The sequence below is a fragment of the Roseovarius sp. genome, from assembly GCF_040223625.1.
Taxonomy (GTDB): Bacteria; Pseudomonadota; Alphaproteobacteria; order Rhodobacterales; family Rhodobacteraceae; genus Roseovarius.
Genome location: NZ_JAVKFX010000045.1, coordinates 94,217 through 107,669 on the forward strand (window position 1 = coordinate 94,217; position 13,453 = coordinate 107,669).

15 protein-coding genes and 1 riboswitch are annotated in these 13,453 nt (G+C 66.9%); of the genes, 9 read left to right on the top strand and 6 right to left on the bottom strand.

Features of this window, described 5'->3' with window-relative positions; translation table 11 throughout:
- Positions 1 to 12: 12 nt before the first annotated feature.
- The gene (locus tag RLN94_RS13795) at positions 13 to 1,077 is read right to left on the bottom strand and encodes an alkane 1-monooxygenase (RefSeq protein WP_350124224.1); all 1,065 of its coding nucleotides are present in this window, start codon (positions 1,075 to 1,077) and stop codon (positions 13 to 15) included.
- A 185-nt stretch (positions 1,078 to 1,262) separates the two neighbouring features.
- Here RLN94_RS13795 and RLN94_RS13800 point away from each other — a divergent pair, with 185 nt between their 5' ends.
- Entirely contained in the window at positions 1,263 to 2,948 is a 1,686-nt protein-coding gene (locus tag RLN94_RS13800) for an NAD(P)H-dependent oxidoreductase subunit E (RefSeq protein WP_350124227.1), read from the top strand.
- A gap of 12 nt (positions 2,949 to 2,960) precedes the next feature.
- On the opposite strand, the gene RLN94_RS13805 is transcribed toward RLN94_RS13800, so the two are convergent.
- Positions 2,961 to 3,206, bottom strand: coding sequence for a hypothetical protein (locus RLN94_RS13805; RefSeq protein WP_350124229.1), 246 nt, complete (start codon positions 3,204 to 3,206; stop codon positions 2,961 to 2,963).
- A gap of 126 nt (positions 3,207 to 3,332) precedes the next feature.
- Between RLN94_RS13805 and RLN94_RS13810 the strand changes: the two genes are divergently transcribed.
- Both RLN94_RS13810 and ftsY read left to right on the top strand, forming a co-directional pair.
- Positions 3,333 to 3,923: a lysoplasmalogenase family protein gene (locus RLN94_RS13810; protein WP_350169125.1), complete on the top strand. Its 591-nt coding sequence runs from the start codon at positions 3,333 to 3,335 to the stop codon at positions 3,921 to 3,923.
- Between the two features lie 58 nt (positions 3,924 to 3,981).
- On the top strand, positions 3,982 to 5,376 hold the full coding sequence (gene ftsY / locus RLN94_RS13815; protein ID WP_350124235.1) for a signal recognition particle-docking protein FtsY: 1,395 nt from the start codon (positions 3,982 to 3,984) through the stop codon (positions 5,374 to 5,376).
- A 5-nt stretch (positions 5,377 to 5,381) separates the two neighbouring features.
- Here the strand turns inward: ftsY and RLN94_RS13820 are convergent, their stop codons facing one another.
- Complete coding sequence (locus RLN94_RS13820) at positions 5,382 to 5,864, bottom strand: MgtC/SapB family protein (RefSeq protein ID WP_350124238.1); 483 nt, start codon at positions 5,862 to 5,864, stop codon at positions 5,382 to 5,384.
- Positions 5,865 to 5,934: 70 nt separating this feature from the next.
- Here RLN94_RS13820 and RLN94_RS13825 point away from each other — a divergent pair, with 70 nt between their 5' ends.
- Both RLN94_RS13825 and RLN94_RS13830 read left to right on the top strand, forming a co-directional pair.
- Positions 5,935 to 6,837: an EamA family transporter gene (locus RLN94_RS13825; RefSeq protein WP_350124241.1), complete on the top strand. Its 903-nt coding sequence runs from the start codon at positions 5,935 to 5,937 to the stop codon at positions 6,835 to 6,837.
- 10 nt (positions 6,838 to 6,847) lie between these two features.
- Positions 6,848 to 7,459, top strand: a complete 612-nt coding sequence (locus tag RLN94_RS13830; RefSeq protein ID WP_350124244.1) for an inner membrane-spanning protein YciB — start codon at positions 6,848 to 6,850, stop codon at positions 7,457 to 7,459.
- Positions 7,460 to 7,530: 71 nt separating this feature from the next.
- Here RLN94_RS13830 and RLN94_RS13835 read toward each other — a convergent pair whose 3' ends face one another.
- Complete coding sequence (locus RLN94_RS13835; RefSeq protein ID WP_350124247.1) at positions 7,531 to 8,472, bottom strand: DUF726 domain-containing protein; 942 nt, start codon at positions 8,470 to 8,472, stop codon at positions 7,531 to 7,533.
- A gap of 126 nt (positions 8,473 to 8,598) precedes the next feature.
- Positions 8,599 to 8,677, top strand: a riboswitch (SAM riboswitch).
- A 62-nt stretch (positions 8,678 to 8,739) separates the two neighbouring features.
- Between RLN94_RS13835 and metZ the strand changes: the two genes are divergently transcribed.
- Positions 8,740 to 9,918 carry an O-succinylhomoserine sulfhydrylase gene (gene metZ / locus RLN94_RS13840; RefSeq protein ID WP_502949410.1) on the top strand — a complete coding sequence of 393 codons (1,179 nt, stop codon included), beginning with the start codon at positions 8,740 to 8,742 and terminating at the stop codon, positions 9,916 to 9,918.
- A gap of 134 nt (positions 9,919 to 10,052) precedes the next feature.
- Here metZ and RLN94_RS13845 read toward each other — a convergent pair whose 3' ends face one another.
- On the bottom strand, positions 10,053 to 10,583 hold the full coding sequence (locus tag RLN94_RS13845) for an SRPBCC family protein (protein WP_350124250.1): 531 nt from the start codon (positions 10,581 to 10,583) through the stop codon (positions 10,053 to 10,055).
- Complete coding sequence (locus RLN94_RS13850; RefSeq protein ID WP_350124253.1) at positions 10,576 to 10,923, bottom strand: ArsR/SmtB family transcription factor; 348 nt, start codon at positions 10,921 to 10,923, stop codon at positions 10,576 to 10,578. Before RLN94_RS13850 ends, RLN94_RS13845 begins: the two co-directional genes overlap by 8 nt.
- 144 nt (positions 10,924 to 11,067) lie before the next feature.
- On the opposite strand from RLN94_RS13850, the gene folE2 reads away from it, so the two are divergent.
- The 3 genes from folE2 (at position 11,068) to RLN94_RS13865 (ending at position 13,392) form a co-directional block, all read left to right on the top strand.
- On the top strand, positions 11,068 to 12,174 hold the full coding sequence (gene folE2, locus RLN94_RS13855; protein WP_350124256.1) for a GTP cyclohydrolase FolE2: 1,107 nt from the start codon (positions 11,068 to 11,070) through the stop codon (positions 12,172 to 12,174).
- Positions 12,175 to 12,370: 196 nt separating this feature from the next.
- Positions 12,371 to 13,039, top strand: coding sequence for a hypothetical protein (locus tag RLN94_RS13860; protein ID WP_350124259.1), 669 nt, complete (start codon positions 12,371 to 12,373; stop codon positions 13,037 to 13,039).
- Between the two features lie 128 nt (positions 13,040 to 13,167).
- Positions 13,168 to 13,392, top strand: coding sequence for a hypothetical protein (locus tag RLN94_RS13865; protein WP_300893876.1), 225 nt, complete (start codon positions 13,168 to 13,170; stop codon positions 13,390 to 13,392).
- The last annotated feature ends 61 nt before the right edge of the window (positions 13,393 to 13,453 follow it).

Genomic DNA, 13,453 nt, shown 5'->3' on the forward strand with positions numbered 1-13,453 from the left:
GATGGCGGGGCGCTAGACGATTTCGACAGCGTCGGCGCGGGTTTCGGGCGACGTAGCGTCAACCGGCTGCCATCGGTCGCAGCGCGGGTTCATCATGCGGAACCAGAGCGGCGGGACCATGGCGATGGCGGCCATCACCGGCAGCGAGCGGGGCAGGCAGGGCATGGTGCCCGGGTCGAGCTGCAGGGCCGGGTAGGCGCGCGACGGGGTGACGTGATGGTCGGAATGGCGCGGCGCGTTGACGGTGAGGGCGGAGGAGAAGGCTTGCGGCGCGTTCCAGGAATGCCGGGGGCCGACGGGTTCGGGCTTGCCGTTGGGGAGCGTGGCCCGGCGCAGGCCGTAATGCTGGACGTAATCGGACATAAGGATCTGTAATTGCGCGTAAATCGCCATGGCGAGGAGGGCGGCGAGGCCGGTTGGCCCGGCGATGAGGAGGGCCGCCGCCATGGTGGCGAGGGCGCCGCCCACGTAGGTCACGTAGGGGTGCAGGCCGGGGGTCGAGGCGTTCCGGCGGCGGCGGTTTTCGGCGCGAAGGCCGGCGAGGAAGGATTGCCGGCCGACGCGGAGGGCGAAGCGGTAGAAATTCTCGCCCCGCGGTGCGCTGTTGGGGTCGGCGGCGCTGGCGACGTGGACATGGTGAACGAGGAGATGGGCGCTGGCGTGGTGGCCGACGAGGAGGGTGGTGTACATCCAGCGGCCGAGGTGGCGGAGTAAGCGGCTTGGTTTGTGGATGAGCTCGTGCGCCACGGGGTGGGAGATCTGGCCGAAGACGAGACCGGAGGCGAGGGCGGTCAGCACCCGCTCGGCCGGGGCAAGGCCGCTGGGGCCGCCGACGGCCCATGTGGCCAGCGCCAGAAGGGCGAAATGGGCGAGGCCGAGGGTGACGAGGAGGGGCGCGGCCGCCGGGAATTCCGTGTCGGGATCGGCGTTGGCGATGGTGTCGGGCATGAGCCTGTCCAACAGGAAGACGAAGCCGGTGAGGTAGAGGGCGGCAAGCCAGGGCCAGGCGCCGCCGACGAGGGCGGCGAGACCGACAAGCACGAAGGCCGTGACCGTGACACCGGCGAAGAGAAGCACTTTTTGCCGTCCTTTCGCCCCCGACCGCCGGAGATGCGGCGCGGGAAACCCGTTTCCGAACAGCTCTACTACACGCGCGGTAAAGGAAACCGCAACGCTTCCGGGCGCTTGTTTGTCGTTTTTGGCATCGCGTTGCGGGCGGGCCACCGGTAGAAACCGGACAACCACGTCAAAGGAGGTGTCGGATGGCACTGGATGAGCGCAAGGGTGTCTGGAAATCGGGGCGCGGCAAGGGCCGGCGCACGCCGAAGGGCCGTCAGCTCGAGGACCAGGCGTGGGAGGACGTGCGCGGGCTTCTGGCCGACGGGCCGCGGCGGAAAGACATGCTGATCGAGTATCTGCACCTGATCCAGGATGAATTCGGGCATTTGTCGGCGGCGCACCTGCGGGCGCTGGCGGAAGAGCTGCGCGTGGCGCAGGCCGAAGTCTATGAAGTTGCGACGTTTTATGCGCATTTCGACGTGGTGAAGGAAGGCGAGACACCGCCGCCGGCGCTGACCATCCGGGTGTGCGATTCGCTGAGTTGCGAGCTGGCCGGGGCGCAGGAGTTGAAGGCGGCGCTGGAAAGCGGGCTGGATGCGTCGGAGGTGAGGGTTCTGCGGGCGCCATGCATGGGGCGGTGTGACACCGCGCCGGTGCTGGAGCTGGGGCACAACCATATCGACCACGCGACGCCGGAGAAGGTGAAGGCGGCGATCGCGGCGGATGACACGCACGCGCATTTGCCGGAATATCAAGGGCTTGCGGCCTATCGTGAAAGTGGTGGCTATGCCACGCTAGTGGAGGTGCGCAAGAGCGGCGTGTTCGAGGATATCCAGCAGACGCTGCTGGATGCGGGCGTTCGGGGGCTTGGCGGGGCCGGGTTCCCGTCGGGGCGGAAATGGGGGTTCGTGCGGGCCGAGAAAGGGCCGCGCTACCTGGCCGTGAACGGTGACGAGGGCGAGCCGGGGACGTTCAAGGACCGCTTTTACCTCGAGCGGGAACCGCATGTTTTCCTTGAAGGAATGCTGATTGCCGGCTGGGCCGTGGAGGCCGGGACCTGCTTCATCTACATGCGCGACGAGTATCCGGCGGTGCTGGAGATCCTGCGGCGCGAGATCGCGGCGCTGGAGGAGGCGGGGATCGTCGAGAAGGGCTATATCGACCTGCGCCGGGGCGCGGGGGCGTATATCTGCGGCGAAGAGAGCGCGATGATCGAATCGATCGAGGGCAAGCGGGGCCTGCCGCGGCATCGCCCGCCTTTCGTGGCGCAGGTGGGGATTTTCGACCGGCCGACGCTGGTGAACAATGTCGAGACGCTTTACTGGGTCACGCGGGTGCTGCGTGAGGGCAAGGACGTGCTGGCCGGGACCGAGAAGAACGGGCGGAAGGGGCTGCGCTCCTACTCCGTGTCTGGCCGGGTCAAGAAGCCGGGCGTGCACCTGTTGCCGGCCGGGTCGACCATTGCGGACGTGATCGAAGCGGCGGGCGGGATGCTCGATGGCCATGTTTTCAAGGCCTATCAGCCGGGCGGGCCGTCATCGGGGCTGTTGCCGGCGTCGATGGCCGATGTGCCGCTCGATTTCGACATGCTGCAGGAGCATGGCACGTTCATCGGCTCGGCCGCTGTGGTGGTTCTGTCGGACAAGGACAGCGCCAAGGACGCCGCGCTCAACATGCTGCGGTTCTTCGAGGATGAAAGCTGTGGCCAGTGTACGCCGTGCCGGGTGGGGTGCGAGAAGGCGGTCAAGCTGATGGAGGCGGACCGGTGGGATCAGCCGCTTCTGGAAGAGCTGTGCCAGGCGATGGGCGATGCCTCGATCTGTGGTCTGGGGCAGGCGGCGCCGAACCCCATTCGCCTGACGATGAAGCATTTCCCGGATGAGGTCTGAGGGGTAAGCCCCTCAGATCGCTTTGAAAAGCCTCTGGAACAGGCGCCCGCCGAGGCGTGGCATCCCGACCATGTAGATGATCACCAGCGCGAAGAGGATGATCGCGGGCAGGCCGTTCAGTTCGAACCCGCCTTCGGTGGTATCGCCGGTGATCTTGGCGATGATGAAGCCGAATATTAAGAAACTGAAAAGCAGGTCGAGAATAAAGGCGACGACGACGCGCCATGTGGCTGGTCTGGTAGTTGTGGCTTCCGACATGTTTGTCCCTCCGCAAGCCTTGGAATGTCGTGACTTTAGCGCAGGTTTCGCGTCAGAAGAAGCAGATGATGGGCGGCGAATGGTAAATAACCGGTAATGGGTGCGCTCCTTGCCCTTGGGTGCGGTGTGGCCGTGATCTATGGCCTGTGGTTCTGTCACGGGCCGGTTTCGGTATGGCGCAGCGTGGTGAAGACGGTGCCGGTGGCGGTTTTGGCATTATGGGCGGCGCTGGCCGATGGGCCGGTGTGGCTGGTGGCGGCGCTGGCGTTGTCGGCGGTGGGGGATTACGCGCTGTCGCGGGCGGGGGAGCGGGCGTTCCTGGTTGGGCTGTGCGCGTTTGCGCTGGCGCATGTGGCGTATATTGCCTTGCTGTTCGGGCTGGTGGACGGGATGCCGCCCGTGGTGCCGCTGGTGGCGTTGGTCGCGCTGGCAGTGTCGACGGAGCTTTGGCTGGCGCCGCATACGGGCGAGATGCGCTGGCCTGTCAGGGGCTACGTGGGGCTGATCACGGTGATGGCGGGCTGTGCGCTGGCGCTGCCGGGGGCGCTGTGGCTGGCGGCGCTGGGGGCGGGGGCGTTCGTGCTGTCGGACACGCTGCTGGCGGTGCAGATGTTCCGGCGGGACGTGGCGGAACGGTTTGACCGGGCGCTGTCGGTGGTGCTCTGGGCGCTCTATTTCGGGGCGCAGGTGATGATGGCGGTGGCGCTGGCGGGCTGAGGCTTCCAAATCCCGGACAATGGGATTAGGTGAAAAGGGCAGGCAACCCGGAGGGCCCATGGCGTTTTTCTCGAAACTAAAGGAACGCTTGTTCAAATCTTCCTCGAAGCTGGAGGAGGGGCTGGACGCGATCGTCGAGGACGGGGGCGAGGAAGAGGCCGCGGCGCCCGAGCCATCCGAGCCGCGCGAGCCGCCGGAGGCGCCGCCGGGGGTTCCGGAACCGGATTTGCCGGAGCCGTCGGATCCGCCGCAGGAGGCGCCGGAGCCGGACCTGCCGAAGCCCGCGGAGGCCCCGCCGGAAGCGCCGCAGCCGGACCAGCCGCCGGTGCCGGATGCGCCGAGGGAAGACCCGCAGCCCGACCTGCCGCCCGCGCCCGGATCGCCCCCTGAGACACCGGAGCCGGACCTGCCCGAGCCCACGGAGCCGCCGCAGGAAGTGCCGACACGCGACGTGCCGCCGGCGCGGGACGTGGCGCCCGAGGCGATGCCGGCCCCCATTCCGGAGCCGATCCCGGAGCCCCTTCCGGGCCCGCAGGGGGAGCTGGCGCCGGAGGCGGCGCCACGGCCCGGCCTGCTGAACCGGCTGTTCGGCCGGGGCGAGGCGAAGAAGGTGGTGCGCCGGGCGCTGGATGACGACATGCTGGAGCAGCTCGAGGAGCTGCTGATCACGGCGGATATGGGCGTGGATACCGCGCTGCGGGTGACTGCGAACATGGCCGAGGGGCGGATGGGCAAGCGCCTGTCCAGCCCGGAGATCAAGGAATTGCTGGCAACCGAGATCGCCCGGATCATGGAGCCGGTGGCCAAGCCCATGCCGCTTTATCCCAACCGCCCGCAGGTGGTGCTGGTGGTCGGTGTGAACGGGTCGGGCAAGACCACGACGATCGGCAAGCTGGCGAGCCAGTTCAAGGCGGCGGGCAAGTCGGTGGTGATTGCCGCCGGTGACACGTTTCGCGCCGCGGCGGTGGAGCAGCTGCAGATCTGGGGCGACCGGGCCGGGGTTCCGGTGCTGACGGCGCCGGAGGGCTCGGACCCCGCGAGCCTTGCGTGGGACGCGATGGACAAGGCGCAGAAGGATGGCGCCGACCTGCTGATGATCGACACGGCGGGGCGGTTGCAGAACCGGGCCGACCTGATGGAGGAGCTGGCCAAGATCGTGCGGGTGATCCGCAAGAAGGACGAGAGCGCGCCGCATAACACGCTGCTGGTGCTGGATGCGACGACGGGGCAGAACGCGCTGTCACAGGTGCAGACCTTCCAGAAGCTGGCGGATGTGAGCGGGCTGGTGATGACCAAGCTGGACGGCACCGCCAAGGGCGGCGTGCTGGTGGCGCTGGCCGACAAGTTCGGCCTGCCGATCCATGCGATCGGGGTGGGCGAGCAGATCGACGATCTGGCGCCGTTCGATCCGGAGGAGTTCGCCGCCGCGCTGACCGGGCTCGAGGCGCGGTGAGCCCGTCAGTGGGTGCCCATCCACTTCTCGATCTGACGGAGCACCAGAAGGACGACGATCACGATGGCGGTGGTCATGGCCGCGAGCGGCATCTGGCCCGCGCCGCAGCCGAGACCGACGGCGCCTGCCAGCCAGAGCGAGGCGCCGGTGGTGACGTTCTGGACCTCGCCCTTGGAGGTGAAGATCAGCCCGGCGGCGAGGAAGGCCACGCCGGCGGTGACCGCCTCGATCATGCGGATCGGGTCGTTCTGCTGTTCGCCGTCGCCGCCGAATTCGAGGGCGGCAAGCTCCTGGCCGATGATCACGAACAGGCAGGCGGCGACCGAGACGAGGATATGGGTGCGCAGCCCCGCGGGCTTGTGGCGCCATTCCCGTTCGAAGCCGATCAGCGCGCCGAGAAACACGGCCGCGGTGAGCCGGGCAAAGGCCATCGAGGCCGGGACGGCGGAAAAATTGCCAGTGAACACGTCGGCGAAATGGTCGAACATGGTGCCCTTTGTCTCCTACCTGACAGTCTAACGATTTCGGGGCGCTGCGGTTCCGGGGGGCCGGGCGCGGATGAGTGACTGGCTGATCTCGCTGGAGGGGACCGGGGCGGGGCATACGCTGGCCATGTGCCTGGCGGTGTTCGCGGCCTTCCTGCACGCCGTCATGGGGGCGCTGCAGAAGGGGCGGTTCGACCCGTGGACCAGCCGGGGCGCGATCGACGCCAGCTATTTCGTGCTGTCGGTGCCGCTGGCGCTGTTCGTGGTGCCGTGGCCGGAGCCGCATATGTGGCCGATCTTCGCGCTCTGCGCGGTGGTGCACCTTGTCTACAAGATCTTCCAGGGCATGGCCTATATGCGGGGGGCGTACACGGTGGTCTACCCGGTGGTGCGGGGGACGGGGCCGCTGTTCACCGTGATCGGCGCGTGGCTCTTGTTTTCCGAGGTGTTCACGCCGGTGCAGTGGCTGGGCGTGGCGGTGCTGCTGGCGGGGATCTACGGGCTGGCGGTCTATAACCTGCGGACCATCCGGGTGGCGCGGGAGACCTTGCCCGCGGCGCTGGGGCTGGCGGTGATGACGGGGATCTTCGTGGCGCTCTACACCACGATCGACGCCTATGGCATCCGGGCCACGGCGAACCCCTTCACCTTCATCGTCTGGCTGTTCCTGGTCGACGGCATCTGCATTCCGATCTATGCGCTCTGGCGCTGGCGGCGGATGGAGGTGCGGCCCGAGACCGGCGGGTTGCTGGCGAGGGGTGTGATCGGGGCGCTGGTGGCTTATATGTCGTTCGGGTCGATCATGCTGGCCACGCGGCTGGACAAGGTGGGCGAGGCGGCGGTGCTGCGCGAGACTTCGACGGTGTTTGCCGCGCTCATTGGCTGGCTGGTGCTGCGCGAGACGGTGGGCCCGCGGCGGATCGCGCTGATGACGCTGATCGCAGTGGGCGCGGTGATTGTGGAATTCGGAGGCTGAAAGGCAGGACATGGCAGGACGGCAGATCAACCAGGGGCTCAAGACGGCGCTGGAACTGGGCCCGATCATCGGGTTCTTCGTGGCGTATCTCTGGCTCAAGGACGGGACGTTCCTTATCGCAGGGCGGGAGTATGACGGGTTCATCGTGGTCACCGCCGGGTTCATCCCGGTGTTTTTGCTGTCGATGGCGATCCTGTGGAAGCTGACCGGGCATCTGTCGAAGATGCAGATGATCACGGCGGTGCTGATCCTTGTCTTCGGGGGGATGAGCGTGTGGTTCAACGACCCGCGGTTCTTCAAGATGAAGCCGACGATCATCTACCTGCTGTTCGGCGGGCTGCTGGGGATCGGGCTTTTGCGCGGTCAGTCGTGGCTGGAATACGTGATGGAAGGGGTGATGCCGCTGACCCATCGGGGGTGGATGCTGCTGACGAAGCGGCTGATGCTGTTCTTCTTCGGGCTGGCGATCCTGAACGAGGTGATCTGGCGGACGATGACCGAGGAGACGTGGGTGTACTTCAAGACCTTCGGGCTGACGGCGGCGATCTTCCTGTTCTTCATCTTCCAGGGCGGCCTGTTCAAGGAGCATGGCACCCAAGGGGAGAGCGACGACAAGGCGTGAGGCTTGTCGGTTCGGCCGCTGTGCGGCGAAGGTTAACAAACCGTTAATGCAGGGGCGTTTTCCGCGCCGCTTCAGAGCGAGGCATTGCGGCGGACCGGGAACGGCACGCGCCAGTCGGGCCATTGCAGCACGCGGGACCAGCGCGGGTCGGGGCGGTCGGGGAGGATCGACCGGAGCCGGGCCTGGGAGAGTGCCTCGGGGTGGCGCAGGAGCGTGCGGTAGAGGCTGAAGACGCCGGGGCGCAGGTAGGACGACCAGTGGCAGATCCGCCCGCTGGGCGGGGCCACGGGGAAGCCGTGGGCATTCAGCGCGCGCAGCGTGCCGGGGTGGTCGAGTTGCAGGGTCAGGGTGTTGGGCCGGCGCGGCATGGTCTGGGCCAGCGTGCCGTCGCCGCGTTCGGGCGGGGCGATGAGGCGTTCGAGCAGGAAATCGAAAAAGTCGTTCTCGCGGCTGGTGACGTTGAAGACCTCCGCCCCGCAGCCGGCGGGGGTGGCGAGCGCCGCGCGGGCGCGGCCGCCGAACTCGGCCGGGTTGAGCAGGATGGCGCGGCCCACGTCGCCCTCGGCCAGGTGCGGCAGGGCGGAGAGCGCCACGCGGGCGCCGAGCGAATGGGTCAGCAGGTGGACCGGGCGGTCGGGCGCCAGGTGGCGGACCTGCCGGATGAGGGTGGCGAGCGCGCGGCCGGCCTTTTCGGCGCGGTCGTAGGCCTGCCAGATGGTGCCGCGGGCGGGCCAGCCGAAGGCGAGGCCCAGCCCCTCGTCGGCGAAGCCCGAGCCGAAGCCCAGGGCGCGCGGCCAGCTCATCGCCTTCCAGCAGTCGCGGGCCGGGTCGAGTGAGAGGATGTGGCGGTGCGGGCAGTCGAAGGCGTCACCGGGGGCGAACTTGAAGCCGTGGATCATCACGATCACCGGGCCGGGGTGTTGCAGCCCCTCGGCCAGCGCCGGGCCGAGCGGGCGCGGCGCGCCGTAGAGTTCGGGCCCGTCGGGGCCGGCGGAGATCTGAAGAAGCGGCACTGCTCGTAATCCCACTACATCTTGTGGCGAGGGGTTACGCGCACCATACGAAACTAATTTGAACCTACGGTTAAGGGACCGTGACAATGCCCGCGCGGGATTGACGCGGCGGCGGGCCGGGGCTAAAGCGTTCGGCGTGGCGATTTGTTACCGGATTGCGGGCCACGTAAAACAACACCGCTAAAGAGGTCAGGATGAAGGAACCCCCTTTCGCTTGGCCGCGTCGGGGGTTTTTTCATGGGCAAAAGGGGCCCGGAGGACGGAATTATGACAGACTGGAATACACGTACGAAGCTGGTGCACGCGGGCAGCCGCCGGAGCCAGTATAACGAGGTCAGCGAAGCGATCTTCCTGACGCAGGGCTTTGTCTATGACAGCGCCGAGGCCGCCGAGGCAAGGTTCCTCGAGGCCGGGCCGGACGAGTTCATCTATGCCCGCTACGGCAACCCGACGGTGAAGATGTTCGAGGAGCGGATCGCCGCGCTGGAAGGGGCCGAGGATGCGTTTGCCACCGCCAGCGGGATGGCGGCGGTGTCGGGGGCGCTGATCTCGATGCTGCGGGCGGGGGATCACGTGGTTTCGGCCCGGGCGCTGTTCGGGTCGTGTTTGTATGTCCTGGAAGAGGTGCTGACGCGGTTCGGGGTCGAGGTGACGTTCGTCGATGGCACGGATCTGGAGGCGTGGCGGGCGGCTGTCAGGGAGGACACCAAGCTGGTGTTCTTCGAGACGATGGCGAACCCGACGCTGGACGTGGTGGACGTGAAGGCGGTGGCGGAGATTGCGCATGCCAAGGGCGCCAAGGTGGTGGCGGATAACGTGTTCGCGACGCCGGTCTATTCGAAGGCGATCGCGCTTGGGGCGGACGTGGTTGTCTATTCGGCGACCAAGCATATCGACGGGCAGGGGCGGACGCTGGGCGGCGTGATCCTGGGCTCGCGGGAGTTCATCCGCAAGACGGTCGAGCCCTACATGAAGCATACCGGCGGGTCGATGTCGCCCTTTACCGCGTGGGTGATGCTGAAAGGCATGGAAACCATGGCGTTGCGGGTCAGGGCGCAGGCGGAGACGGCGCTGGCGATGGCGGAGGCGTTGCAGGGGCATGGCAAGCTCGACCGGGTGATATACCCGGGGCATGGGAGCCATCCGCAGCATGAGTTGGTCAAGCGCGATATGGGGGCCGGGGGGACGGTGATCTCGCTCAACGTGAAGGGCGGGCAGGCGGCGGCGTTCCGGTTTCTGAATGCCTTGGAAATCGTTTTGATTTCCAACAACTTGGGCGATGCGAAGTCGATCGCGACGCATCCCGCCACCACGACGCATCAGCGGCTGTCGGACGAGCAGAAGGACGTTCTGGGGATCACGCCGGGGCTGGTGAGGCTGTCGGTGGGGATCGAGGATACGGACGACCTGATTGCCGACGTGATGCAGGCGCTGGAGGCGGTCTGAGACGGGGAATTCCGACGTCGGTATAACGTCGGTATTTTGTCGGTATTGCGTCGGTGGCGTATCGGTGCGGGCGGGGCTCGTCCGTCCTTGCGGACGGCCTCGCGATGGGTGTGAGCGGGCCCAAAGGGCCGCGCCTAGGTGTCGGGGTGCTCGACCTGTCCGGGGTCGGGCCATTGGTCCTCGCGCAGCACCTCGCCGGTTTCGAGGATCGACTTGAGGTTCGACAGGACCGCCGGCCAGCCCTCGCGCACGCCCTGATCCATCGGCGAGCCGGGTTCGAGCTCGGCATGGCGGACGGTGAGCTTGGTGTCGGGGCCGAGGGCCACCAGTTCATAGGTCACGCGGGAGAGCTTTTCGGGGTTGTCGGCCTCCTTGCCGAAGGCCCAGCTCCAGACCATGCGGTGGGGCGGGTCGATCTCGATCACGCGGCCGCGCACGTCGACCGTGCCGTCGGCATCGGTGCGGACATGCTCCCACGGGGCGCCTTTCTTCCAGGTCGAGCGGTTCTCATGCCCCCAGTAGCGGCGGGTGAGCTCGCCATCGATCAGGCCGTTCCAGACGGTGTCGATATCGGCGCGGATGTAGACGGCGTAGACGAAATCCGAGGCGGTGGGCTGGCCGGTCGAGGCGCGGGTGTCGTGGGCCGGGGTGAGGTCGTCAGCCATGGCATTTGGTTTCCTTTTTGTCCGGGGGTGTTTCGAGGCGGGATTTGAACTCGGCCAGCGCGTCGAGGCGGGCGTCTTCGAATTTGCCGACCCAGCGGTGGACGATGCCGGTCAGCGGCACGGGGTTGAGGAAGTGGCGCTTGTTGCGCCCCTCCCATTCGGTTGTGACGAGGTTGGCGGCCTCGAGGATGGCGATGTGCTTGGCCACGCCCTGCCGGGACATGGGCGCGCCCTCGGCCAGCTCGGAGAGGGTGAGCCCGCCGTTCAGGAACAGCCGGTCGAACAGGTCGCGGCGGGTCGGATCGGCGAGGGCGTGGAAGACATCGGTCATGGGGGCCATGTATGCAACCATATGGTTGCATGTCAAGCGGGGAGAGCGGAAATGATCCGGTCTGTCGCATTCGGCGTAAATTTATGCGAGATTGGGAATTTCCGCCGGGACGCACTATGTGATAGACGGCAGGACAGAAGGGGATGGCCGCTGATGAATATCCATCGGAGCAAGCTTGAGAACGCGCTGGACCGGGACGACGCCGAACAGGCGCTGTCGGTGCTGCGCGCGTGGGCGGCGAGCGCCAGCCCCGAGGAAGTGGCCGATCTGGACCCTGCCATTGCCCGGCTGCTGCCGCGCGGGGAGGTGACGAACTATCCGGCGCTGAGCCGCACCTATCCGGAGGCCTTCCAGCCGGACGACGCCTATCGTAAGTCGATGCCCGATCTGCAGAACGGGCCGGCCTCGCTTATCCGGGGGGCGAAGCAGCATCTGGAGCATGTGGGGATTTCCAATTTCCGCCTGCCGATCAGCTTTCATACCCGCGACAACGGCGACCTGACGCTGGAGACCTCGGTGACCGGGACGGTCAGCCTCGAGCCCGGCAAGAAGGGCATCAACATGTCGCGGATCATGCGGAGCTTCTACAAGCACGCCGAGAAGACCTTCAGCTTCGAGGTGATCGAGGCGGCGCTGGACGATTACATGTCGGATCTCGAAAGCGTGGATGCGCGGATCCAGATGCGGTTTTCCTACCCGATGAAGATCCGCTCGCTGCGGTCGGGGCTGGAGGGGTTCCAGTTCTATGATATCGCGCTGGAGCTGGTCGAGACCGGGGGCGTGCGGCGCAAGTTCATGCATCTCGACTATGTCTATTCGTCGACCTGCCCGTGCTCGCTGGAACTGAGCGAACATGCGCGGCAGGCCCGGGGGCAGTTGGCCACGCCGCATTCGCAGCGGTCGGTGGCGCGCATCTCGGTCGAGATCAACTGCGAGGGCACGGGCTGCCTGTGGTTCGAGGACCTGATCGAGATGGCGCGCAAGGCGGTGCCGACCGAGACGCAGGTGATGGTCAAGCGCGAGGACGAGCAGGCCTTTGCCGAGCTGAACGCCGCGAACCCGATCTTCGTGGAGGATGCGGCGCGGCTGTTTTGCGAGCAATTGCAGAAGGATGCGCGGATCGGGGATTTCCGGATCATGGCCAGCCACCAGGAGAGCCTGCACAGCCATGACGCGGTGAGCATCCTGACCGAGGGCGAGACATTCGCCGCCCAGAGCATCGATCCGAAGATCTTCAAGACGCTGTTCCACGTCGGCTGAGGCGGCGGCGTTGGGGTTGTGCCGATGAGCGATTCCCGGGCGGTTCGCGCGCGGTTCGGCTGATTTTTGCGCGATCGTGTCAGCGGGCGCCCGTGTCGCGGTACGGGTGGTTTCGTGGATACGCGCCAGGGTTTATCTTGCTGTCACGTTTCCGCGCTATCCCGCGCGGGCCACCACAGCTAGAGGATACACGACGATGTTGCCTGTCTCCGCCCCCCTGAAACTGTCGGCCGCCAGCATGCGGATGGCCGGATACGTGATCGAGAGCAACCTGCGCGTGGCGCAGGTGTTTGGCCAAGCGGCGCTTGCGACGAACCCGTTCATGGGCCGGCCGTATAATTGCGCCGCACGGAGCACGGTGAAGGCCGAGGCGGCGCCGGCCGCTGATGCGACGCCGCCGGCCGCGACGCGGGCTGCGGCCGCGAAGACGGCGGCCAGGAAAGCGGCGGCCAAGCCTGCGCCGGCGAAGAGGGCAGAGGCGAAACCTGCGCCTGCGAAGAAGTCGGAGGCGGCGAAGCTTGCGGCCAAGGCCGAGCCGGTGAAGGACACGCCCAAGGATGAGGCGGCGAAACCGGATGCCAAGGCCGAGCCGGTGAAGGCCACGCCAAAGGCGGAGGCGGCGAAACCGGACGCCAAGGCCGAGGCGCCCAAATCCGGCGCCGCCAAGTCCGACGCGCCCAAGCCTGCGGCCACGGCCGAGGCACCCAAATCCGATGCGCCCAAGCCCGCCGCCAAGGCCGAGGCGCCCAAATCCGACGCGCCGAAGGCCGAGGCCGCCGACACTGCCGCCAAGCGCACGCGCCAGCCCTCGGCCCCGCCGGCGATGCCGCCCACCGGCAGCGACAGCGGCAAGACCGGCGTGTGAGGGCAGGTCCGGCCGGGATGCAGCAGATGCAAACCGGCCATACCGAATTGAGCCTTCTCATGTCAGTACTGCTGACCTAGCTTGGGTGGCAGGGAGGAAACCGAACCTGAACCAGACGAGGTTTCCAAATGGCTACTGCAACGACGAACTTTCATGCAACCGACGCCAAGCAGGGCGTCCTGAGCCGCTTTTTCGCATCCTTCATGCGTGGGCTCGAAGCGCATCACCGGGTGGCATCGCGCCGGCAGGCGATCGAGAAGCTCGAGGCGAAATCCGACGAGGAACTCGCCAAGATGGGCCTGAAGCGGGACGATATTCCATATTACGTCTTCCGCGACCTGTTCTACATCTGACCGCGTTGCGGGGGGCGCGGGGTCAGGGCCCCCCCCCCCGTGTTGGTAATAAATGGCGGGC

Bases quoted from the DNA above. Each gene is read 5' to 3' on its own strand.
- RLN94_RS13800 (WP_350124227.1), top strand. From the start codon at position 1,263: ATGGCACTGGATGAGCGCAAGGGTGTCTGGAAATCGGGGCGCGGCAAG.
- RLN94_RS13805 (WP_350124229.1), bottom strand. From the start codon at position 3,206: ATGTCGGAAGCCACAACTACCAGACCAGCCACATGGCGCGTCGTCGTC.
- ftsY (WP_350124235.1), top strand. From the start codon at position 3,982: ATGGCGTTTTTCTCGAAACTAAAGGAACGCTTGTTCAAATCTTCCTCG.
- RLN94_RS13820 (WP_350124238.1), bottom strand. From the start codon at position 5,864: ATGTTCGACCATTTCGCCGACGTGTTCACTGGCAATTTTTCCGCCGTC.
- RLN94_RS13825 (WP_350124241.1), top strand. From the start codon at position 5,935: ATGAGTGACTGGCTGATCTCGCTGGAGGGGACCGGGGCGGGGCATACG.
- RLN94_RS13830 (WP_350124244.1), top strand. From the start codon at position 6,848: ATGGCAGGACGGCAGATCAACCAGGGGCTCAAGACGGCGCTGGAACTG.
- metZ (WP_502949410.1), top strand. From the start codon at position 8,740: ATGACAGACTGGAATACACGTACGAAGCTGGTGCACGCGGGCAGCCGC.
- RLN94_RS13845 (WP_350124250.1), bottom strand. From the start codon at position 10,583: ATGGCTGACGACCTCACCCCGGCCCACGACACCCGCGCCTCGACCGGC.
- RLN94_RS13850 (WP_350124253.1), bottom strand. From the start codon at position 10,923: ATGGCCCCCATGACCGATGTCTTCCACGCCCTCGCCGATCCGACCCGC.
- folE2 (WP_350124256.1), top strand. From the start codon at position 11,068: ATGAATATCCATCGGAGCAAGCTTGAGAACGCGCTGGACCGGGACGAC.
- RLN94_RS13860 (WP_350124259.1), top strand. From the start codon at position 12,371: ATGTTGCCTGTCTCCGCCCCCCTGAAACTGTCGGCCGCCAGCATGCGG.
- RLN94_RS13865 (WP_300893876.1), top strand. From the start codon at position 13,168: ATGGCTACTGCAACGACGAACTTTCATGCAACCGACGCCAAGCAGGGC.